Raw genomic sequence first — 21,381 nt, 5'->3', positions numbered from 1 at the left:
GATCTACCTGAACATGGCGTACGCCAACGGCGTAACGTTGACCAACGATCCAAATATAATCAATCTTTGGGGCGATCGATTGAACAGCGTGCCATGATGATTAATCAACGTAATCGCATCGGTGATTTTGAACTAGATACCGTCGTTGGCCCTCGTGGGCATAGTAAGGCAGTTTTATTAACTTTAATCGATCGCAAATCACGGTTCCTTTGGGCATATCGGTTAAAGGACCGAACGACAGCGAGTGTTAATGAAGCACTGACTAAGTTCCTAACCACTTTTAATGGACCGGTGCACAGTTTTACTGTGCACCGTGGTACTGAGTTTAGTGGGCTAGTATCATTTGAATCACAATATGGTATTAAGACCTATTACTGTCATGCTTATACGCCAGCTGAACGTGGTAGTAATGAACGCTTTAATCGGAATTTACGTTATTTTTATCCTAAGGGGACTCGTTTTGAGCAAATTAGTGCTCAAAATTTAACGACGACGTTACTCCAAATTAACCAGAGACCGCTTAAAATACTTGACTGGAAAACACCGTATCAGGTTATGCTGACCAATTTGTCCAAAAATTTGGATTAAATTTGCAATCTACCGATTACATACGTGGTAAAAAACAAGCTTGATTCGAGGGATTCGTAAATTTAGAATTGGAAATCGACATGCCGGGTTCTAATCCGTGCTAAAATGTTTTTACTTTTTTATCAGAGACTTAAACGTTCGAACTACAGGATTAAAAAATGATTGTCATCGTAAAAATAAGTGCTAAAATCGCAATGTAGGCGTTTTATTTTTGTCAATTAATAGATACTCGTTGACAAGAACAATGCTGAACATGCGACATCATTTCAGATTTGGAGGAGATTATCCATGAAATTTACGAAAATTGTTAGTTTGTTAGCTGTGACTGCTGGTGCCTTGGCTCTAGTGGCAGTACCCAGCAATGCGCAGGCCAAGACCAAGAAGAAAGCAGCAGTTAAACCTGTGACGATTTATTTAACGCGGCATGGTGAAACGACTGGAAACGTGATGGGACGGGTTCAAGGATGGAGCGACTTCCCACTGACCAGCAATGGGGTTGCCGTTGCCAACAACTTGGGACGCGGCTTGAAGGGCAAGACTTTTAAAGTGGCCTATGCTGGGAATTTGACTCGGCAACAAGTGACGGCCAAGCAAGCGCTCAAGTACTCGGGAAACAAGAAGGTTAAAGTCAACGTATCCAAATACTTACGTGAAGGCGGCTACGGCAGTTTTGAAGGTGACAGTATTGCAGCTGATAATGCCTTAATTGCCGGTGTGTACGGCTTCAAGTCTGGTGATGAAATGATGGCCAAGCAAGGTAAAGACTACTGGAATCTGTTACAGAATGCCTACTACAAACTTGATCAAGAAAATAGCCAAAAGACCAATCTGGTGGCTAGTGATCGAGCAGAAAGTTCTAAGCAAGTGCAAAAGCGGATGTCTAAGGAATTGTTAACCATTGCCAAGGCTACGCAAAAACGGGGCGGCGGTAACGCACTAGTTGTTAGTTCTGGGATGTCCATCAATGAATATCTCTCATCAATGGCTGGTAGCAAGTATACGGGCGCACCGCTGAAGAATGCAGCAGTGACAAAATTAACTTACAAGAATGGTAAATTAGCCGTTAGTGGACCGATTGGTTCCATGGTTTATGTGGACAAGGGTGCTAAGTTAGCTAAATAGATGAATGTAGATGACTTCACAGTTATATTGGGGTCATCTTTTTTATACAATCTACTATTTAAGTAAGCTAGATCAAAATAAAATTTTAGATTTGACGCTTGACCTAAAATCAAAAAGAAGAGGTAAGGGTCAAAAGATAATTCAACAGCGATCAAGTAAAAGGAAGCACAAAGAAAGTAAAGTAGAGCTTACACAAAGAATTCAAAAACAGTTAAAAGACTTTGCTAAACACAATCCAGAAGTTAAGCCAAAAAACAATCCTGAAAATAAAAACGATCGGCCTAGTTATTAGGTTGATCGTTTTTTAATTTATCCGGTTTATGGGCGTTGACATAGTCAGCGAATGTTTTTAAAAGTTCTTCGGTTTGTTCGACCGAGAGGTTATTAGCTTGAAAGTACTTTTCTAATAAAGCCCCTTTTTGAATTAATCGGCGAGAACGGGTTTTTCGTGCTTGTCGATTTTCATAATACTTAGATTGGCGTAACTTAAAATCTTCCCGCTCAATTTTTTGTTTTAAACGCGCTTGTTGTTCAATTAGTTTTTCATATTGATTAGGCATGGAATTCCCCATCTCCTATGACTAATGATCTACGGACTTTTCCTTTAAAAACTCGGATACTTTTTTGGATAAGGACTTGATATTGTCATTAGATAAATTAGCATAATCTAAATTGGCTTGACTGATGATTTGTTTACCTAGTCGTTGTTCAATCTTATTTTTTTCGTCCTTAATTTTTTGATTAAGGGCTTTTAATTTAGCTTCTTGTTTTTCTAAGTTACTTTGAGACATAACAATCCCTCCAATCATATTAGAAATAATCACCGAAACTATATCATATAGGAAACGTTAAGTCAAAGTATAAAAGTTGAAATAGCGAAGCGGAAGGCATACACTAAAAATAAATTCAGGAGAATCAGCAGACCGAGTGAAACGAGGTCAATGCGCACTTACACCCCACTAAATTCTTGTGGGGTAAATCGTGATAAAATCCTGTATTAGAAGTCGCCGATGGCGACAACAAAGTCAAAATCCATAGAATCAAAGGAAGGCGGTGACTGACATGGCAATCTTTCATATGAGTTTTAGTAATATTAGTGCTGGTAAAGGACGAAGTGCGATTGCCAGTGCTGCTTATCGAAGTGGTGAAAAGCTATTTGATGATAAGGAAGGTCGCCACTATTTCTATGCCCGATCGATCATGCCAGAAAGCTTTATTTTGACGCCAAAAAATTCACCGGAATGGTCGAGTGATCGAGAACAGTTGTGGAACGAAGTTGAAAAGAAAGATCGTAAATCAAACTCACGGTATGCAAAAGAGTTTAACGTGGCTTTACCGGTAGAATTAAGTGAATCCGAACAGAAAGAGTTATTGACAAAATATGTGCAAGAAAATTTTGTTGATGAGGGCATGGTAGCCGATGTGGCAATTCATCGCGATCACCCAGATAATCCGCATGCCCATGTGATGTTAACTAACCGCCCATTTAACCCAGACGGAACATGGGGAATTAAGAGCAAAAAGCAATATATTTTAGATGAGAATGGCAATAAAACATATACCGGAACTAGCAAGTACCCTAAGAGTAGAAAGATACTGATGGTCAATTGGGATAAGAAAGAAAAAATAATTGAATGGCGTCATAATTGGGCAGTTAGTGTCAATCAGGTTTTAGAGCAAAAAAATATTCCCGATCGGATCAGTGAAAAATCATTTACTGAGCAGGGAATAGATGATACACCAACCCAACACGAGGGAATCAATAGCAAACGGCATGAAAGAAAGGCATTTAATCAACAAGTTAAGAACTATCGTAAGTCCAAAGCTGGCTATAAAAATATGCAGGAGAAAGTAGTTAATCGAGGCCACTTGGATAGCCTAAGTAAACACTTCTCGTTTAACGAGAAAAAAGTGGTCAAAGAGTTAAGCCACGAACTGAAAACTTATATTAGTTTGGAAAGTTTAGATGATAAGCGGCGCATGCTATTTAATTGGAAAAATAGCACCTTAATTAAACATGCAGTTGGTCAAGATGTGACTAAACAATTATTGACAATTAACCAACAAGAAAGCTCATTAAAAAAGGCAGATGAACTCTTAAACAAAGTGGTCGATCGTACCACGAAAAAACTTTATCCAGAGCTTAATTTTGAACAGACCACGCAAGCTGAAAGACGAGAATTAATTAAGGAAACCGATAGCGAACAAACAGTTTTCAAGGGTAGTGAATTAAACGAACGTTTAATGAACATTCGTGATGATTTGTTGACCCAACAATTATTGACCTTTACCAAACGGCCATACGTTGGCTGGAAGTTATTAATGCAACAAGAAAAGGAAGTCAAAATCGAACTGAAATATACGCTGATGATTCATGACGATAACTTAGAAAGTCTAGAACACGTCGATCAAGGGTTACTAGAGAAATATTCACCAACCGAACAGCAAAAGATTACTCGCGCAGTCAAAGATCTACGGGCAATCATGGCCGTTAAGCAAGTCATTCAAACGCAATACCATGAAGTATTGAAAAGAGCCTTTCCCAATGGTGATTTAGATGAACTCCCAATGATTAAACTGGAACAGGCCTATACAGCCGTGATGTACTATGATCCAGCTTTAAAACCGTGCAAGGTTGAAACAATCGCACAGTGGCAGAAAAACCCACCGAGGGTTTTCAATACCCAGGAACATCAACAAGGACTAGCTTATTTATTGGGACAGCTTAGCTTAGATCAGTTAGAGAATCATCACTTACAACGGGTTTTAAAGCATGACGGCACTAAACAACTCTTTTTGGGTGAATGCAAAGCCGATCCGATGATTAAGAACAGTCAGATTGAGAAAATCCAAAAGCAGTTAAAAGCGCAACAAGCCAAGGACGACCAGTATAGAAAAGCAAATATGGGGCATTATCAACCGTTAAATTATAAGCCAGTTAGTCCAAACTACTACTTAAAGACGGCCTTTAGTGACGCAATCATGACTGTTCTATATGCTCGTGATGAAGATTACAAACGGCAAAGACAGGCGCAAGGTTTAAAAGAGACCGAGTGGGAAATGACGAAAAAGCAACGGCAACACCAAACTCGAAACCGGCATGAGGATGGGGGCATGCACTTGTAATCACAAAATTAGCGACTGGTTAATTGGTATGAATGGTAGCCCATAATGTATTTTATATTGATAAAAATTTGGTACGTAGAGCGTGCTCGATTAGTTACCTATAGCTGCCAGCCTTGTGTATGGTCTATCAAAGAGACCAGGCAATCAAAAACTTTAAGCCGGAACCCTATTTTGAACTAAATGCTGAAATTCTTGCTAATCAGCAAAAATTTGTCGCAAAATTAGACCCCTATCAGCGATTTAAAGACGAAACAGGACTAATGACATTCATGCAGGCTAAATACGTTCAGAAAGGCTCACAGGACGGTTTTATCAAGGACGTCCAAAAACAAGGCAAAAAGCGTTCTAGTCCCCAACCATTCTCGCTATCCAGTCTCCAGAGTGCCATGAATAAACGTTATCACGCTAGCGCCAGCCAAACCTTAGCGGCCATTCAAAGTTTATATGAAGCTAAGTTGCTGAGTTATCCCCGAACAGATTGTGCTTATATCACTGATAAAGAATTTGAGTATTTAGTGGCTAATCTGACGAAGTATCTGGGGTTAGTCTCTAAGCAAGTCGCTTTAACCGAGAGTATAAAATAGTTTGTGTGGTAGATTGTAAAATTAATCCGAACAGCGTCGGATTAATTTTACAATCTACCATGTACGTGTCGTATATTCCGCAAATCATTTCGAATTTCTCAGGTGACCCAGTATCGCCGCTACAACCACTCGTGGCAATGATTAATGGGATATTATGGACTGGTTACGGCTGGTTCAAGACTTATAAGGATTGGCCCGTTATTATTTCAAATGTTCCCGGGGTGATTTTTGGATTTATCACTGTTTTAACCGTATATATTCATTAACCGAATGACAAATTGACTGTAAACTAAAAGTCCGCTGATACGTTTAAACGCGTATCGGCGGACTTTTTTGCAAGGTGTTAAGCGTTCTTTAAAGCAACCTGAGCTAACAATAGGCCACCGGCAATGCCAGAATTGTTACCCAGTCCAGCGGGAACGATATAGTCATCCAGTGGTGGGACTTCTTCGTAGCCATTTAGATAGGCGGCAAACTTTTCACGAATCATGGGAAAGAGCTGCCGTTGATTCATAACACCACCGTTAAGAATAATTTTATCAGGTGCGAAGGCGACGGTGAGGTTGACACATGCCTGTGCGATGTAGTCAGCTATGATTGGCCAGACCGGATCGTCAACGGGAATATCTTTCCCAGCTTTCCCCGTTCGTTTTCCAACTGCTGGCCCAGCAGCTAAACCTTCTAAACAGATGTCATGGTAAGGACAGTTGGACTTGAAATCGTCCCCAGGTAACCGGTTGAGTCGCATGTGACCAAGCTCAGTATGAGTGCGACCATTAAAAATGTGGTTCTGACTAATGACGCCAGCGCCAACACCGGTACCAATCGTCATGTAGATGCTGTTAGGGACGTCCTTAGCGATTCCAATCATTGATTCGCCATAAGCGGCTTCGTTAACATCAGTGGTCCAGTAGAGTGGGATGTTGAATCGACTTTTAAGATGGCCTAAAAAGTCGAAGTCACCCCAGCCGGGTTTGGGAGTCGTGGTAATGTAACCATATTTCGGATCATCGGGATTAACGCCGATGGTACCAAATGAACCGATACCAATCGCGTCAACGGGATGAGTCGTAAAATAGTCGTCTACCGCAGTCATGGTTTCAGTGGGGGTTGTCGTGGGGATCGAAATTCGGTCGCTAACTTGCCCGTTTTCAGCGCCCGTGGCACAAACAAATTTTGTACCACCAGCTTCAATTGCACCTAAAAGCATAGTGTGCCTCCTGTAGTTAAAAATGTAGTCTTATTTATTCTCCTAATAAAGTTTAGACAGTTGTAGCAGCAACTGAGCTAGCTGCCGGTGCAGTCAACGCAACGAGCTGTTCACCAGCTTGGACATTCGTGACTTTGAGTCGTTCAACATTAGCGTAATTGGCCGTATTTGTGACGACTAGCATGACGGTTGGATCATAGTTAGCGGCTTTTAAGGCAGCGACGTCAAACGTTCCGAGTAGATCACCTTGATGAACGGTATCGCCCTTCTGAACGTTAGTAGTGAAGTGTTCACCATTTAAATTGACCGTATCTAATCCTAAGTGAATCAGAATTTCGGCACCAGCAGTTGTTTTGATGCCATAAGCATGATGGCTATCATAAGTGACAGTGATGACCCCGTCAGCTGGTGCGACGACCTGATCAGCGCTTGGCACGATTGCGGCGCCTTTCCCCATGATTTCGGATGAGAAAACTTGGTCGTTAACTTGTTTGAGACTTTCGCTAGTCCCCGTTACTGGTGCACTGATAATCTCATCATTAACATTGATGACGGTACTCGTTGGTGCTGGTGATTTTACTTGATCACGATCGTCACCGAGTGTTCGTTTGGCATAGATAAAAGTTGGAATAAATGCGACGACGAACGAGATGACAGCACTGAGCATGAATGCTGGAATCGACTTTGAAGCAATCGAAATGAACCCGATGACTGATGCGGGACCCATCGCCACGGACAGAACGTGGAATAGTCCTAAGAAAGCTGAAGCAATTCCTGAGGCAATCGCTGCAAAGACAAATGGAAATTTCATCTTGAGGTTGACCCCGAAAATAGCAGGTTCCGTAATTCCGAGTAACGCTGAGACCCCGGCTGAAGAAGTCAAGGCTTTTTGCTTTTGACTCTTAGTGGCAAAGAAAATGGCTAAAGTAGCGGCACCTTGTCCAATGTTGGCCATTGAGGCGACTGGGAAGATAAAAGAACCTCCCGTTTTGGCGACGTTAGCCAATAACTGGGTTTCAATAGCCGGGAAGGTTTGGTGGAGCCCAGTAATGACAATGGCCGAGTAGAGAAGGCCAAAGATGCCCATGCCAATCCAACCAGTCGTGTTATATAAGCCTACTAAACCGTTAGTTAATGCGTCGCTCACCGTTCGTAAGACAGGACCGACGATTGTGAAAGTTAGAAAGCCAGTGATGACAATTGCAAACATTGGCGTGAACGTAAAGTCAAATGCACCCTTGATATGTTTGTGGAAGAACTTCTCCAAAGTAGCCAAAATATAAGCAACGGCCAAAACAGGGAGCACTTGGCCTTGATAGCCTGCTTGTGCAACGTGTAAACCAAAGACGTTCCAGTAAACCATCTTGCCGGCAGCCATGGTCGTTGCAACGCTATAGCCGTTAACTAGTGATGGTAAGACCATGATCATGCCCATCGTAGCACCCAGATAGGGGTTGCCACCGAAGCGCTTCGTTGCTGAAAATCCTAAGAGGATTGGCAAGAAAGTAAACGGCGCACTAGCCATCGCGTTAATCATTTCGGCGATACCTTTGAGGCCAGGGTAAACTTCAACAACTGACTTCGCCATAAAAAGATGCTCGGCAGTCAAAACGTTGTTTAGTGCCATTAATAGACCCCCAGCAACTAGTGCAGGGACGATTGGAATAAAAATATCAGATAAGACTTTGAGGAAGTCCATTAATGGATTTTTCTTTTGACCCGCAGCGGCAACTGCCTTGATGTCATCGGGGGTCGCTTCTTTAAGACCTGTTTTGGCGATTAAGGCGTCATAGACTTTATCGACATCGCCAGGGCCAATAATGATTTGGTATTGGCCGTTAGTTTCGAAGGTCCCCTTAACGTCCGCGTCGTCATCTAAGGCTTGTTGATCAATCTTGGATTCATCCTTGATGACCAAACGGAGGCGTGTCGCACAGTGGGCGGCGGCTTGAATGTTGTTTTTACCAATTGCATTAAGTACGCGGTCGGCAACTTCTTGATGATTCATAATAATTCACTCCCTGAGTCTAAAATTATTTTTAATTTAATAATGTAAGCGCTTTACAGACCCAATAATAACAAGTCTGGAAAATATGTCAAGCGTTTGATACAAAACTGGATTGCTTGATAATCTTGTTAAAAAGCCTAATTTGAAACGCTGACATGAAAATATAATATAAAAATGTCAAACGATTGACATATTGGTGTAAGCGGTTTTATAATGGTGACAATTAAGTCGAACGTTAAAAAGGAGCTCATCGTCATGATATGGAATCGTAAAACCCGTTATACCCCTTATGAACAGTGGCCAGCAACTAAGCTACCACAGCTCGTTGCCCAGGCACGCCAGTCTAAGTGGCGGATGCAACATCATATTCAGCCTACATCAGGTTTGTTAAATGACCCCTGTGGCTTTTCATACTTTGATGGTCAGTGGCACCTGTTCTACCAAGTCTTTCCGTTCGGTCCGGTACACGGACTGAAGTCATGGCAACACGTGACCTCTAAGAACTTGGTGGATTGGCATGATGAGGGCTTAGCGATTCGACCAGATACGCCGTACGACTCACACGGCGCGTACACGGGTACAGCACTACCAATTGATGATCAGTTATTTATTATGTATACGGGTAATGTCCGTACTGCCGACTGGCAACGTGAATCGTATCAATTAGGTGCCTGGATGGACACGGATAATCATATTAAAAAGCTGTCCCGGCCACTAATTGCGCATGCTCCGGCTGGGTACACGAATTCGTTTCGTGATCCGGACTTGATCCGGACTGACCACGGCTACTACGCGCTGATCGGTGCGCAGACGACTACTGAGATCGGTGCTATCTTGGTTTATTTCTCAAAGGATCTGACCACCTGGACGTGTCAAGGCGAGTTGAACGTTCCCGCAAATGCGCGGGGTTATATGATTGAGTGTCCAAATCTGGTCTGGATCGATCAACAGCCCGTCTTATTGTTCTGTCCCCAAGGGTTATCGCAAGCAACGATCCCGTATCAGAATATTTATCCGAACATATACTTAGTTGCCGATCAATTGGACCTAGCTCAGGCACAATTCACTGAACCCCACGCCCTGACGCAATTGGATGACGGCTTTGACGTGTATGCTACGCAGGCAATCAATGCGCCGGATGGCCGCGCGTTAGCCGTCAGCTGGATTGGGTTACCTGAAATTTCCTATCCAACTGATCGTGAAAATTGGGCCCATTGTTTGAGCTTAGTTAAGGAACTAACGCTTAAAGATGGGCACCTCTATCAAAATCCAGTGGCAGCGGTGGATGATTTGCGGACGACGGCGCATGACCTAGTCTTTGAGCAACAACGGGCGACGGTGGCCGCTTTGAATGGCAGCTTTGAACTCTTACTGACGGTTCCCGCTGATAAAACGGTCACGGTTAACATTGCTGATCAGCAGGAAAGTGGCCAGCTGCAGGTGACTGTTGATGCCAACCATGGTCAGGTTATGATTGATCGGCGGCATACGGGGAATTCGTTTGCTGAAGATTATGGTCAGACTCGTCAAGTGGAGTTAACGGCCCATAAGACGATAAAAATCCGGCTAATCATAGATGTGTCAGTCTTTGAATGCTATATTGATAACGGCTATTCCGTGATGACCGGCCGTTTCTTCTTAAACGCTACCCCGAGTCGCCTTAACGTTCAAGGTGACACTACGGCAGTTATCGGTAAAGTCTGGGAATGGCGCCAATCAGAGCATACTGGAGTCGATAACAATGAAACCAAAATTAAATGATGTTGCGAAGCTAGCGGGGGTCTCAGCGACAACCGTTTCTCGGGTTATTAATAACCATGGCTACCTGAGTAGTCAGACTAAAGAAAAAGTTTTCGCGGCGATGCGAGAACTGCATTATCAGCCGAATAATATGGCACGCTCACTGCAAGGAAAGAATACGCGCTTAATTGGCGTCATCTTTTCAGATATTAGTAATCCGTTCTTTGGTGAAATGGTGTCCCGGATTGAAAAAATCTTATTTGCTAAAAATTATAAGGTGATTTTATGTAATAGTGCGGATGATCCGCAAAAAGAACGCGACTACTTACAAATGTTGATGGCTAATCAGGTCGACGGGATTATTGCTGGTGCCCACAATTTAGGTATTGAAGAATATCAACAATATGGTCTTCCGATTATTTCATTTGACCGGTACTTATCCGACAATATTCCCATCGTTAGTTCGGATAATTACCAGGGGGGCTGGCTAGCAACCCAGACATTGCATCAGGCGGGGGCGACTAACGTGGCTATTTTTACTGGTAAGTCACACGCTGGTTCGCCAACGAATGGTCGCCGTGAAGGATATGAAGCCTACTTGACTGCCCAACAGCTAACACCCCATGTCCATGAATTACCGTTTGAGTTGACCCCTGCGCTGAAGATGATGGAAATTAAGACGATTATGACACAACATCAGTATGATGGTATTTTTTGTAGTGATGATTTGACCGCTTTACTAGTGCTCAACGTCGCGCGACAACTGTCATTAACGGTTCCTGAGCAATTACGCGTTGTTGGTTATGATGGCACGGCGCTCATACGTGATTATCATTCTGAATTAACAACAGTAGAACAACCGTTAGCGGATATTAGCACGTTACTGGTTTCTCTACTATTGCAGCGGATTGAGGATGCGAATTGTACACTGGAATCAAAATATACGTTACCAGTTAATCTCATCAAGGGCCTTACCGCGTAACTAAGGAGTTAATCGTAATTATGGCAGCAACAATCAAGTGGTGGCAACAAGCCGTTGTCTATCAGGTCTATCCACGGAGTTTTCAAGATACCAATCATGATGGTATTGGTGACTTAAAGGGGATCACGGCCCACCTAGACTACTTAAAGCAATTAGGAATCGACGTCATTTGGCTCAATCCCATTTATCGTTCACCCAACGATGATAATGGTTATGATATTAGTGATTATCAACAAATTGCGGCCGACTTTGGCACTATGGCTGATTTTGATGAACTATTGCAAGCCGCCCATGACCGGGGCTTAAAGATCATCATGGACTTGGTTGTTAACCATACCTCTGATGAGCATCCATGGTTCAAACGCAGTCGCCAGGACCGCACCAATCAATATCGTGATTTCTACTTTTGGCGCTCAGGTAACGGCAAAAAGGCGCCCAATAATTGGGATGCGGCTTTTGGTGGTTCAGCATGGCAATATGATGAGCAGACCCAGCAGTATTATTTACACACGTTTTCAACAAAACAACCTGATTTAAACTGGGAGAATCCGACCTTACGAGAGTCAGTTTATACGATGATGACCTGGTGGCTGAACAAGGGTGTTGACGGTTTTCGAATGGACGTCATTAACCAAATCTCTAAGTTACCCGGATTACCAGATGGTTCACTGAAACCGCATAGTCAGTTTGGCGATGCTCGAGTAACGAACGGACCGCGAGTTCATGAATTCTTGCAAGAAATGAACCAAGAAGTGTTGTCACAGTTTGATATCATGACGGTTGGTGAGACCCACGGGGTGACACCAGCGGATGCGCTGAAGTATGCGGGCGCTGATCAGCACGAATTAGATATGGTCTTTGAATTTCAACATCTGCGACTTGATAATAGTCAGCATGGTCTTGGTAAGTGGAGTACGCGTAAGACACCGTTAGTGGCGCTAAAGAAAGTCATTAGTGACTGGCAAGTCGGACTTGAAGGGCGGGCTTGGAACAGCCTGTTTTGGAACAATCATGATACGCCACGAGCGGTCTCACGTTTTGGTGATGACCGACCAGCATATCGGGTACGTTCGGCTAAAATGCTCGCAACGTGTTTACACCTCTTACAGGGAACCCCGTATATTTATCAAGGTGAGGAACTGGGGATGACTGACGCTCATTTTACTGAACTAGCCAGTTACCGAGATATTGAATCGCTCAATGCCTATCGTGGTTTAGTGACTGAGCGCCAGCTGCTATCACCGGCAGATATGATGGCCCGATTAGCGGCGCGTTCTCGGGACAACTCGCGAACGCCGATGCAATGGGACACGGAGGTTAACGCGGGTTTTAGTGACGCGGCGCCATGGCTCACGGTCAATCCCAACTATCGTCAAATCAATGCTGCCGCAGCTTTGGCTGATCCGGATTCAGTGTGGTACTATTATCAGCACTTGATTCAATTACGACATCAATACCCCTTAGTGACGTTAGGTTCGTTTGAGCTCTTGTGGGCCGATGATCCGCAGGTATTCTTATATGCACGGCAATGGGAAGGGCGGACCTGGCTAGTTTGTTGCAATTTCACAGCCGAGACACTGTCCCGACCACTGGATCAATATCTGACGCCCACGGCCAAATGCTTGATTAGTAATTATGGCGAGCAGCAGCCAAATAAATTACGGCCTTATGAGGCTTGGGTCTACCAACTCGCATAGGTATCCAGGACTTGGCTAATTGAGGCGGTCTTTGAAATATACCCAATCGTTACGATTAGTGTGAATTGGGTTGCTCAAAATTCTGCGATGGTCTTAATAAGCGACCACCTGACTAAAAAACTGCTTTCAAAAGTTATCCTTTTGAAAGCAGTTTTTTTAGCGCGCGACGACCACTTGGCCCACGTGAGGCTCATCTAGTCGTTGGTGACCTTGAATGAAGCCCGTGAGGTTAAACGGTAGTTGTTCATCGATCGTCGTGGTCAATTGACCAGTATCTAGCAACTTGAATAGTAATTGTAAGGCGGCTTGATCAGAAATCACTTCGGTCGGTTGGATTGCTTGGAAACGAATTGATTTACTGTTGGCTGGCAAGTGACGGGCGAATGAAGCGATGGTCGCATCAAATTTGGCCGTTGCTAAGTCATCTTTGCCACCAACGCCATCGATAGCGACATTGATTACGACGTCACCGCGGTCGGCTAACACGTGAACTGGATTTTGATGCTGATAGTCGACGAATTAGCCGACTCCCAGTGTCGCAATCAAGTTAGCATAACGGTCACTAGCAATCTCGATAACGTGGACATATAATCGTTTGGCTAACTGAATAATTAACAAGCCGACTGGGCTGCCAGTGCCTTTGACAATCACCGTTTGGTCGGCCTGGACGTCCGCAAAGTAGCGCACCGTTTTGTAAGCGACAATCCCTGGAGTGACTAAGCTGACGGCGGTGACCGGATCAAGATTAGTTGGCATGGTCACCGCTAGATCGCTATCTAAACAAACGGGTCTAGAATTTTTGGTGTTGGAAAGTATTTCCCCAGTTTACAATTCAAGTGCAACACCCTGACGACTAGACCATAAAGGCCATGAAGACCTATTCTTGTTAGTGCTAGCTAAACAAGAAAGCAGGAATCTTCATGACCCACTCTCAGACTAACACCCACAAGCATTACCAACAACTCAGTTTTAGCGACCGTGCTACAATTCAGGCCCTTCAGGCTGCTGGTGACACCGCGACCGTGATTGCACAGAAGCTTCATCGCAGTAAAGCGACAATCTCACGAGAAATCACGCGTGGATCTGTAACTCAGCTCGACTCGAAGCGTCACTCGCATCAAGTCTATCTTGCGGAAACTGCCCAAGCCATGCACGACCGTAAACGCGATAGAACCGGTCACTACGCCTTTCTTAAGACCGGCCGTGCGTTCTTCAAGGCTCTCGCCAGGGAGCTTACTCGTAAGCCGCGCGTACACAGCGTTGATAGCTTCGTACACTTCTATCGCGACCAGGGCAAGGCTTGCCCTTCAACGACAACTGTGTATCGCTACATCGACGCCGGGCTGCTTGAGCTAGACAACATGACACTTCCCAAGAAGCTCCGACGCCGCATCAAAGGCTATAAGAACGCCCACAAGCGCAAGAATAAGAAAATATACGGCGACTCAATCGAGTTGCGTCCTGCGGCCGTGAATGACCGCACAGGCGTGGGACATTGGGAAGGCGACTTGGTCAAAGGTATTCGCTTAGCTGATGAGCCAGCATTAATGACGCTCACAGAACGGTACAGCCGGACTGAGATCATCGTCAAGATTCCTGACTATCATGCGGACACCTGCCTTAAAGCCTTGCAGGACACGATCGACGACTACGGGGCCAAGGAATTTGAGAGTATCACTTTTGACAATGGTTCCGAGTTTGCCAAGTTATCAGAGATTGTTGGAACCCAGATTTACTTCGCACATCCGTACTCGCCTTGGGAGCGTGGCACAAACGAGAACGCCAATGGACTGCTTAGGGAATTCTTCCCGAAAGGGAAGTCTCTCAGAGCAGTTACCCTGGTTGAAATTCAAGCAGTCCAATCCGCACTGAACCATCGTCCCAGACGTATTCTGAACTATCTTCGCCCATGCGATTACTACCGATGCATGGTGTAACAGCCTAGACCACTATCAAGAATTCGTTATCATCGTTGCACTTGACTTGAAAATTGAGGGCCAAAATCCTGCCACAAAAAGAGCCATATACTCATAGCAGATTGCTTGAGATATGGCTCTTTTTGTGGGATCGGGCACTACTATTCATCTGAACTTGAGTTAACTGTTATTTGTTGCTCGAGCAACATGGTATATACGTCATTTTCGATAAATGAATCAAGCATGCGAACGTTTGAAAAAATCTGCAAATTTTCTTGATAGTGTTCTTCTAATTTTGAGGCGCTAATAAATTTCTGATCCTCAGGGGTGAGTTCTGACAGAATTCGCTTGAAGGCATTTGAGATGACCGTGGAGATTTCCTCCTTGGTTAGTTTTTCAAATTTAATCTTTTGATCAATTCTTGAATATATTGGAAGGCCCACCGTGGATGCAATAGTTTCCTCATCGTTGAAATTAGACGTTAGGATGAATATGCAACTAGATACATCCACTTTGTAATTGATGTCCTCGAAAATACCCTCATCAAACATTTGATAAAATACGTTATATAAGCTAGGGGACACCTTGTCGAATTCATCGATTAGGACGATGTTTGATTCGCGCGATAGTAAGTCCCTAGCCATGGATGGCCGAGCATGTTCATCACCGAAAACATATTTGAAGGCTTCTTCGGTTTGCATCATTGAAAACTGAATTCGTGTTAACTTACCATGGTAGAAGTTGCTAATATTCTTAGCTAATTCAGTTTTACCTACGCCAGAGGGTCCGTAGAACATCATGACAGTGGGCTTTTTCTGGTGATGGTATGCCGCTTTGTACAATCCTACGCACGATGCGTGTTTAGCATTGTTTTGTCCAATAACTTTTCCGGTTAGTAGCTGAGAGTAAAGTTTTGTGACCTCGGTCGTACTTGGAGAAAAATATGGCGACGTTACTTCAACAATCTCATCCTCATCAAAGTTGGATCGGATGGAGTATTCAACTCGTTTCGGAGGATTCTGAATATACAAGTTTTCGATGTCGTGGCCTAGTAGTACAATATTCGAGAAATTTGAGATTACGTGTTCTGTGACCGATGCAAAGTCATCAGCAAAAATTACCACATTACCAATTTTATCGCGGCTAAATTCGGCATCTTTGTTGCCCATAGTATCGTTGGCGCGGACCGTTACATTATATTGACGAATCAGCTCCATAAATGGTGTGTAATTGTCCTCTACTTGATTTTGATTAAGTAGGGAGCGGAAATCTTTGCTCGATCCGTAGAATAGTTGAATATTTGCCATTAGCGAACCCCCGCTAAAACGACATCGAAAACATCAAGCGATTTTTCGTCGTTAGAATCAGCATCCTGATGGGATTGAGCCTGCTTGGCTAAGCCGCTAAATCCGACTTCGGACTGCTGACTGTCAAGATTGAACTCTGTTTCAAAATCGAGTTGGGATAGCTTTGTTGTACCGACGTGAATAGCATACAGAACTAAGTTCATTTTAGGCAAATCCTGAATACGATAATTGTTCTTAAAAGCATCAATGTTAAAACGAAATACCTTTTGAGTGGTGATGGATTTACCAAATTTTGAATCAGTTTTTTCTCCGACCACTTCGTAGTAACCTTTAGAGTTTCGGATGCCACTGTTCATTTTTGAAATTGCCATGGTAATATCTGGATTGTCGAGCTGTTGATGTCCCTCCATCATCTCTGTTAGGGGCGCTATAGTTGCGAAGTAAGTCATTGAATCCTTCGGAATTGAGAGTGCGTAATCTTCCTTAATATCTAATAATGGCGTTCCCCGTTTTGATTCTGCGGACTCTAAGAAATCATAAAGCAAAGAATTCTCAATGACGGTTCTGGCAATTTTACTTCCGTTGAGAGATCCATTTGCTCCCATCATTGAGTTGATGCCGGCGGATAAGCCAGAGATATGACTCACCAGTTTATTGACTCCGACATCTTCGTCTAGTTGTGCTTTTATGTCAGCATCTGCGCCAATTTTCCCAGTCATAGATCGAATTGTTTCCTCGGTTCTCGTCAGATGTCCTTTTTGACGAACCTGTAATAAATCTACAGCGGAGGTTTCATCAAAGTAGATGATTTTTCGTGGCAGGCTTTTCTTCATGTGTGTTCCGCCTTATCTATATAATTTTTATTGATTCATACGTATTATAGCAGAGTAGAAGGCTTTTATGGTCGATTTTCGAACAAACGTTCCCGAACGTGGTGGTCTTTTAATTCACTCATTTAGAGACTAAGAAGTTTTGAAATTTGGATTTTAGAAGCTGATAGCATATATTGATACTATGGCTCGCTAGGTGTATACTAAACACATGGAAAATCCTAAGTTCGAGTTTTACACGCGTCCAAGTGGACACAATGAATTCCAAGAATTCTTAGATAGTTTGAAGCCAGTGGAAAAGCAGAAGCTGGTCACCGTCATTGCCAAGACACAGAAATTTGGTTTGCAAGTGGCGGCGCGCCAAATGTGGATCAGAAAAATATCAGATGGCATCTTTGAGCTTCGGACAACAGGATCGAATATCCAGCGGGGCTTGTACTTTCACGTTGAAGGTCCGCGTTATGTGATTACGCATGGCTTCACGAAGAAGACCCAGAAGACGCCGGTGTCTGAACTTAATCATGCCAAAGAACTCAGGACAGAATACTACGATAATTTGGGAGGTAAGTAACATGGCAAAGAACATTTCTTTTGACGATTATCTCGCTGAACAACTTAAGGACCCTGAATTCAAGGCAGGCTTTGATGCCGAATCTGCCAAACTTGAGAGCGCAGTGGCGTTGATGAGCGAGCGCGAACGCGCCGGTTTGACCCAACGGGAACTAGCCGAGCGGGCAGATGTGCCGCAATCAACGATTGCGCGCATCGAGCATGGCCAGAACACTAGCTTTGATACCATGAGCAAGATTGCCTTTGCACTGGGAAAGAAGCTCAAGGTTGAATTCACTTAGAATATAGCGATGTCCCCATGTTTGTGAGCGTCAGTTTTCGGAACTTCGAGACTGGCGCTTTTCTTTATATGATTGATGCGTGATACTTGAAACATAATACTGACGAATCGAGGCTGTTTCATGAAGGAAGCAGATCAAAAACGAGCCGCCACGGCCTTTGTCAAGCGTTGGCAAGATCGTGGTAATGAACGACAGGATAGTCAGACCTTCTGGTTGGACTTGCTGGAGACTGTCTATGATATTCCTAATCCTGGTGAGTACATCAGTTTTGAAGACCGAGTAATGCTGGATCACACCAGCTTTATTGACGGTTTCATTGACACAACCAAGGTGCTGATTGAACAGAAAGGCCGAAATAAGAGCTTGTTTGACGGCATACGGCAGTCTGACGGCAGTTTGCTGTCTCCATTTGAGCAAGCAAAACGATATTCCGCCAATTTACCGTACTCTAAGCGGCCGCGCTGGATTATCACGAGCAACTTTACCCAGTTCTTCGTGTATGATATGGAGCAACCTAATGGCGAGCCGGCAGTGATCCAGCTTAAGGACTTACCAACTGAGTATTACCGTTTGGACTTTATCGTCGATCAGTTGAATCCGCATCTCGACAAAGAGATGGAAGTTTCAATGCAAGCTGGTGAGTTGGTCGGCAAGATTTACGATGAACTGTTCACGCAGTATCGTGATCCTACTAATGCCAGCAGTCAGCGTAGTATTAACGAGTTGTCTGTACGTCTAGTGTTTTGCTTGTACGCTGAAGATGCTGGCATTTTTGGCCGTCATGGTATGTTTCACGACTATCTCAATGAATTTGAGACGCGGCATCTGCGTACGGCCTTGATAGACCTGTTTCGTGTGCTGGATACGCCAATCGATAAACGCGACCCATATCTGGAAGAAAAGTTGGCTGAGTTTCCGTATGTGAATGGCGGAATGTTTACTAATGAGGAAGTTGAGATTCCACAATTCACCGATTCGTTGCGCGCTTTGATTCTAGATCAAGCCAGCAAGGAGTTTGACTGGTCTGAGATCAGCCCAACAATTTTTGGTGCGGTGTTTGAGAGTACCTTGAACCCAGACACGCGACGTGAAGGTGGCATGCACTATACCTCGATTGCAAATATTCATAAAGTCATTGATCCAATGTTCCTAGACGGTCTCCGAAATGAGCTGACTGAAATCAAGCAAATTAAGCAACGTAAGACCATGATTCAGCGCGCGACAGATTTTCAAGCCCGGCTCGGTAAGTTGCGTTTCTTTGATCCAGCGTGTGGGTCAGGTAACTTTCTGACTGAAACCTATTTGTTATTGCGGAAGCTCGAAAACCAGGTTATCAGCTTGATTTACGGGAATGAAAGCATGTTGGCAGTTGATGACGATTTGATCAAGGTGTCTATTCAACAGTTTTATGGTATTGAAATCAATGACTTTGCGGTGTCCGTCGGCAAGACAGCGCTGTGGATTGCTGAATCGCAGATGATGGAAGAAACGGCGGCGATTGTTTACGCGAATATGGACTTTTTGCCATTGAAGACGTACACCAACATCACAGAGGGCAATGCCATCCGTCTCGATTGGGAAACGGTAGTCGGCGGCGAGAGAATTACTTACATCATTGGTAATCCACCATTTTATGGTCACGAAAAGCGGACACGCGCGCAAGCAGCGGACATGGATATTGCTTTCCATGATTTTACCAAGTATGGCAAGCTGGATTATGTGGCGGCGTGGTACAACAAAGCGGCTGACTTCATTCAAGGTAAGACGACCGAGGTCGCCTTTGTTTCAACTAACTCGATCACGCAAGGTGAGCAAGCGCCAACGCTTTGGCCAAAACTATTCGAGAAGGGCATTGAAATTCAATTCGCCTATCGGACATTCCGCTGGAGCAGTGAGGCCAAGGAGAAGGCGCAAGTCCATGTGGTCATCATTGGCTTCACCGGCTACCCACGCAAGGAGAAGAAGCGTCTGTTTGAAGGGGGGCAGATGAAGCTGGTTGACCATATCAATGCGTATCTTACCGCGGGAACTGATGTATTCCCACAGCCACGTCGAAAGACTAGTATTTCCGGTGCCAACTTTCCTGTGATGTCTAAGGGAAGCCAACCAACAGACGGGGGTAACTTAATTCTTTCTCCAGCGGAACGAGCGGCGTTAATTAAGCAGTACCCGCAAACAGAAAGTTATATCCGACGTTATGTTGGCTCCAGAGACTTTATCAATAATGTTGAGCGGTACTGCATTTGGTTAAAGGGTGTATCACCAAGTCAATTTCGTTCTGTTCCACCAATTATGGAACGGTTAGCGGCCGTCACCGAAGCAAGATTGAAAAGTCCTACACCGTCAGTTAAAGCATTGGCGGAAATGCCCATGTTATTCACTGAAATTCGTCAACCGGATTCAAACTATCTAGCGGTCCCTGAGGTTTCGAGCGAACACCGACGTTATGTGCCGATGGGGTGGATGTCTCCAGCGGTTATTGCCAGCAACAAGCTGTATCTCGTTCCGAATGCCAGTCTGTATATGTTCGGTGTGATGACTTCTAATGTGCATATGGCGTGGATGCGTGCGGTTGCTGGTAGAATGAAGAGCGATTACAGTTACTCGCCAACCGTCTATGCAAATTTTCCGTGGCCAGAAGTTGATGATAAGCAAAAGGCGCAGATTGAACAAACAGCCCAGGGGATTCTCGATGCCCGTAAACTTTACCCGGATAGTAGCTTAGCTGATCTCTATGATCCGTTGGCGACAGTTCCTGAACTGCGCAAAGCCCACCAAGATAATGATCGAGCCGTTATGCGGGCATATGGGCTGACAATTAAAGGCACCACCGAGAGTGATACCGTCGCCATGCTGTTTGAACGTTATCGGCAACTGACCAAGTAGAATTGCGAGAAAAAGGACTACCCGTTTAGATTGGGTAGCCCAGAGTGTTTCTATTTGGCCTGCGGGGCCACTAATTCAATCTTTTCAGCCTTGTAGTAGATTGGGTTGCCGACCATGCTTGGTTCTAAACCGGTAAAGCGGCATTTCACGCTGTCACGTTTCATGATTTCCGCGTTGTTGATTGGACAGTCGAGACCAGCAACGGTGATCTGAGTGGACTTCTTACGATGTTCACCTTCCAGAATCGTGACGGAATACTTATAGCCGACAATTTCATCCGTGTTGAATTTCCGCGGTGTACCATCATTGCCCATGATTTTGTTGCCAGAATCATCAAGGCGTTCTTCAGTTGCCATTTTAGGGGTGACTTCGTCTAGTTCAAAGATGTTGCCGATCTTGGAGTAGTCGAAATCGCGCATGCTTAACATTTTAGCCATGGTAGATTGTAAAATTATTTGGGTCTAGAATTTTTGGTGTTGGAAAGTATTTCCATTCCAAAAGTACTAGGCCCTAATTTAAAAAGCCATTGATAAT

General features: G+C 44.2%; 18 protein-coding genes and 3 pseudogenes. 13 read left to right on the top strand and 8 right to left on the bottom strand.

The window, feature by feature from the left end; translation table 11 throughout:
- From OCU14_RS10015 to OCU14_RS10005, 3 genes and pseudogenes are all read left to right on the top strand, one after another.
- A partial coding sequence (locus OCU14_RS10015; protein ID WP_261810911.1) for an IS30 family transposase occupies positions 1 to 588 on the top strand: 588 nt, incomplete at its 5' end.
- A 288-nt stretch (positions 589 to 876) separates the two neighbouring features.
- Positions 877 to 1,710, top strand: a complete 834-nt coding sequence (locus tag OCU14_RS10010) for a histidine phosphatase family protein (protein ID WP_061777589.1) — start codon at positions 877 to 879, stop codon at positions 1,708 to 1,710.
- 40 nt (positions 1,711 to 1,750) lie between these two features.
- Positions 1,751 to 2,002: pseudogene (locus OCU14_RS10005) on the top strand (hypothetical protein); the annotation flags it as partial.
- Here the strand turns inward: OCU14_RS10005 and OCU14_RS10000 are convergent.
- Together OCU14_RS10000 and OCU14_RS09995 are read right to left on the bottom strand one after the other, a co-directional pair.
- A complete protein-coding gene (locus OCU14_RS10000) occupies positions 1,992 to 2,270 on the bottom strand; it encodes a hypothetical protein (RefSeq protein ID WP_089121838.1) in 279 nt (92 codons plus the stop codon). The pseudogene OCU14_RS10005 and the gene OCU14_RS10000 overlap by 11 nt on opposite strands.
- 21 nt (positions 2,271 to 2,291) lie before the next feature.
- On the bottom strand, positions 2,292 to 2,519 hold the full coding sequence (locus tag OCU14_RS09995; protein ID WP_080952786.1) for a hypothetical protein: 228 nt from the start codon (positions 2,517 to 2,519) through the stop codon (positions 2,292 to 2,294).
- A gap of 253 nt (positions 2,520 to 2,772) precedes the next feature.
- Here OCU14_RS09995 and mobQ point away from each other — a divergent pair, with 253 nt between their 5' ends.
- The 3 genes and pseudogenes from mobQ (at position 2,773) to OCU14_RS09980 (ending at position 5,686) form a co-directional block, all read left to right on the top strand.
- Positions 2,773 to 4,836, top strand: coding sequence for a MobQ family relaxase (gene mobQ / locus OCU14_RS09990; protein ID WP_261810910.1), 2,064 nt, complete (start codon positions 2,773 to 2,775; stop codon positions 4,834 to 4,836).
- A gap of 119 nt (positions 4,837 to 4,955) precedes the next feature.
- Positions 4,956 to 5,411, top strand: a pseudogene (locus tag OCU14_RS09985) (DNA topoisomerase); the annotation flags it as partial.
- A 68-nt stretch (positions 5,412 to 5,479) separates the two neighbouring features.
- Entirely contained in the window at positions 5,480 to 5,686 is a 207-nt protein-coding gene (locus OCU14_RS09980; protein ID WP_021730470.1) for a SemiSWEET family transporter, read from the top strand.
- Positions 5,687 to 5,763: 77 nt separating this feature from the next.
- Here the strand turns inward: OCU14_RS09980 and OCU14_RS09975 are convergent, their stop codons facing one another.
- Together OCU14_RS09975 and OCU14_RS09970 are read right to left on the bottom strand one after the other, a co-directional pair.
- A complete protein-coding gene (locus OCU14_RS09975; protein WP_261810909.1) occupies positions 5,764 to 6,630 on the bottom strand; it encodes a fructokinase in 867 nt (288 codons plus the stop codon).
- 52 nt (positions 6,631 to 6,682) lie between these two features.
- A complete protein-coding gene (locus OCU14_RS09970; protein ID WP_261810908.1) occupies positions 6,683 to 8,638 on the bottom strand; it encodes a sucrose-specific PTS transporter subunit IIBC in 1,956 nt (651 codons plus the stop codon).
- A 255-nt stretch (positions 8,639 to 8,893) separates the two neighbouring features.
- Between OCU14_RS09970 and OCU14_RS09965 the strand changes: the two genes are divergently transcribed.
- From OCU14_RS09965 to OCU14_RS09955, 3 genes are read left to right on the top strand one after another with little or no spacing between them, the layout of a single operon-like run.
- Positions 8,894 to 10,399: a sucrose-6-phosphate hydrolase gene (locus OCU14_RS09965; RefSeq protein WP_261810907.1), complete on the top strand. Its 1,506-nt coding sequence runs from the start codon at positions 8,894 to 8,896 to the stop codon at positions 10,397 to 10,399.
- Entirely contained in the window at positions 10,380 to 11,360 is a 981-nt protein-coding gene (locus OCU14_RS09960) for a LacI family DNA-binding transcriptional regulator (RefSeq protein WP_261810906.1), read from the top strand. Before OCU14_RS09965 ends, OCU14_RS09960 begins: the two co-directional genes overlap by 20 nt.
- 20 nt (positions 11,361 to 11,380) lie before the next feature.
- Positions 11,381 to 13,057, top strand: a complete 1,677-nt coding sequence (locus OCU14_RS09955; protein WP_253727047.1) for a glycoside hydrolase family 13 protein — start codon at positions 11,381 to 11,383, stop codon at positions 13,055 to 13,057.
- Positions 13,058 to 13,213: 156 nt separating this feature from the next.
- On the opposite strand, the pseudogene OCU14_RS11255 reads toward OCU14_RS09955, so the two are convergent.
- Positions 13,214 to 13,843 (bottom strand): annotated as a pseudogene (locus OCU14_RS11255) (MDR/zinc-dependent alcohol dehydrogenase-like family protein); the annotation flags it as partial.
- Between the two features lie 134 nt (positions 13,844 to 13,977).
- Between OCU14_RS11255 and OCU14_RS09940 the strand changes: the two are divergent.
- Entirely contained in the window at positions 13,978 to 14,994 is a 1,017-nt protein-coding gene (locus OCU14_RS09940; RefSeq protein ID WP_261810904.1) for an IS30 family transposase, read from the top strand.
- Positions 14,995 to 15,134: 140 nt separating this feature from the next.
- Here OCU14_RS09940 and OCU14_RS09935 read toward each other — a convergent pair whose 3' ends face one another.
- Together OCU14_RS09935 and OCU14_RS09930 are read right to left on the bottom strand one after the other, a co-directional pair.
- Positions 15,135 to 16,280: an AAA family ATPase gene (locus tag OCU14_RS09935; protein ID WP_010014585.1), complete on the bottom strand. Its 1,146-nt coding sequence runs from the start codon at positions 16,278 to 16,280 to the stop codon at positions 15,135 to 15,137.
- Positions 16,280 to 17,113 carry a DUF6414 family protein gene (locus OCU14_RS09930; protein WP_054719984.1) on the bottom strand — a complete coding sequence of 278 codons (834 nt, stop codon included), beginning with the start codon at positions 17,111 to 17,113 and terminating at the stop codon, positions 16,280 to 16,282. The genes OCU14_RS09935 and OCU14_RS09930 overlap by 1 nt, the downstream gene beginning before the upstream one ends.
- A gap of 208 nt (positions 17,114 to 17,321) precedes the next feature.
- Here OCU14_RS09930 and OCU14_RS09925 point away from each other — a divergent pair, with 208 nt between their 5' ends.
- The 3 genes from OCU14_RS09925 to OCU14_RS09915 all read left to right on the top strand — a co-directional run bounded on the left by OCU14_RS09925 (position 17,322) and on the right by OCU14_RS09915 (position 20,847).
- Positions 17,322 to 17,681, top strand: a complete 360-nt coding sequence (locus OCU14_RS09925; protein WP_003589709.1) for a type II toxin-antitoxin system RelE/ParE family toxin — start codon at positions 17,322 to 17,324, stop codon at positions 17,679 to 17,681.
- A 1-nt stretch (position 17,682) separates the two neighbouring features.
- A complete protein-coding gene (locus tag OCU14_RS09920) occupies positions 17,683 to 17,961 on the top strand; it encodes a helix-turn-helix domain-containing protein (RefSeq protein ID WP_003589707.1) in 279 nt (92 codons plus the stop codon).
- Between the two features lie 120 nt (positions 17,962 to 18,081).
- Complete coding sequence (locus tag OCU14_RS09915) at positions 18,082 to 20,847, top strand: DNA methyltransferase (RefSeq protein ID WP_261810903.1); 2,766 nt, start codon at positions 18,082 to 18,084, stop codon at positions 20,845 to 20,847.
- Positions 20,848 to 20,897: 50 nt separating this feature from the next.
- Here OCU14_RS09915 and OCU14_RS09910 read toward each other — a convergent pair whose 3' ends face one another.
- The gene (locus OCU14_RS09910; RefSeq protein WP_181073329.1) at positions 20,898 to 21,266 is read right to left on the bottom strand and encodes a hypothetical protein; all 369 of its coding nucleotides are present in this window, start codon (positions 21,264 to 21,266) and stop codon (positions 20,898 to 20,900) included.
- Positions 21,267 to 21,381 lie beyond the last annotated feature (115 nt).

Origin of the sequence: Levilactobacillus humaensis, assembly GCF_024345185.1 — a bacterium.
Taxonomy (GTDB): domain Bacteria; phylum Bacillota; class Bacilli; order Lactobacillales; family Lactobacillaceae; genus Levilactobacillus; species Levilactobacillus humaensis.
The sequence above is the reverse complement of the archived record's forward strand: the minus strand, read 5'-3'. Positions and strand labels throughout refer to the sequence as shown.

Excerpts from the sequence above, each read along its gene's own strand:
- OCU14_RS09915 (WP_261810903.1), top strand. The coding sequence starts at position 18,082 with ATGAAGGAAGCAGATCAAAAACGAGCCGCCACGGCCTTTGTCAAGCGT.
- OCU14_RS09960 (WP_261810906.1), top strand. The coding sequence starts at position 10,380 with ATGAAACCAAAATTAAATGATGTTGCGAAGCTAGCGGGGGTCTCAGCG.
- OCU14_RS09930 (WP_054719984.1), bottom strand. The coding sequence starts at position 17,113 with ATGAAGAAAAGCCTGCCACGAAAAATCATCTACTTTGATGAAACCTCC.
- OCU14_RS09995 (WP_080952786.1), bottom strand. The coding sequence starts at position 2,519 with ATGATTGGAGGGATTGTTATGTCTCAAAGTAACTTAGAAAAACAAGAA.
- OCU14_RS09910 (WP_181073329.1), bottom strand. The coding sequence starts at position 21,266 with ATGCGCGATTTCGACTACTCCAAGATCGGCAACATCTTTGAACTAGAC.
- OCU14_RS09975 (WP_261810909.1), bottom strand. The coding sequence starts at position 6,630 with ATGCTTTTAGGTGCAATTGAAGCTGGTGGTACAAAATTTGTTTGTGCC.
- OCU14_RS09925 (WP_003589709.1), top strand. The coding sequence starts at position 17,322 with ATGGAAAATCCTAAGTTCGAGTTTTACACGCGTCCAAGTGGACACAAT.
- OCU14_RS10010 (WP_061777589.1), top strand. The coding sequence starts at position 877 with ATGAAATTTACGAAAATTGTTAGTTTGTTAGCTGTGACTGCTGGTGCC.
- OCU14_RS09970 (WP_261810908.1), bottom strand. The coding sequence starts at position 8,638 with ATGAATCATCAAGAAGTTGCCGACCGCGTACTTAATGCAATTGGTAAA.
- OCU14_RS09935 (WP_010014585.1), bottom strand. The coding sequence starts at position 16,280 with ATGGCAAATATTCAACTATTCTACGGATCGAGCAAAGATTTCCGCTCC.
- OCU14_RS09965 (WP_261810907.1), top strand. The coding sequence starts at position 8,894 with ATGATATGGAATCGTAAAACCCGTTATACCCCTTATGAACAGTGGCCA.
- OCU14_RS09920 (WP_003589707.1), top strand. The coding sequence starts at position 17,683 with ATGGCAAAGAACATTTCTTTTGACGATTATCTCGCTGAACAACTTAAG.
- mobQ (WP_261810910.1), top strand. The coding sequence starts at position 2,773 with ATGGCAATCTTTCATATGAGTTTTAGTAATATTAGTGCTGGTAAAGGA.
- OCU14_RS10000 (WP_089121838.1), bottom strand. The coding sequence starts at position 2,270 with ATGCCTAATCAATATGAAAAACTAATTGAACAACAAGCGCGTTTAAAA.
- OCU14_RS09940 (WP_261810904.1), top strand. The coding sequence starts at position 13,978 with ATGACCCACTCTCAGACTAACACCCACAAGCATTACCAACAACTCAGT.
- OCU14_RS09955 (WP_253727047.1), top strand. The coding sequence starts at position 11,381 with ATGGCAGCAACAATCAAGTGGTGGCAACAAGCCGTTGTCTATCAGGTC.
- OCU14_RS09980 (WP_021730470.1), top strand. The coding sequence starts at position 5,480 with ATGTACGTGTCGTATATTCCGCAAATCATTTCGAATTTCTCAGGTGAC.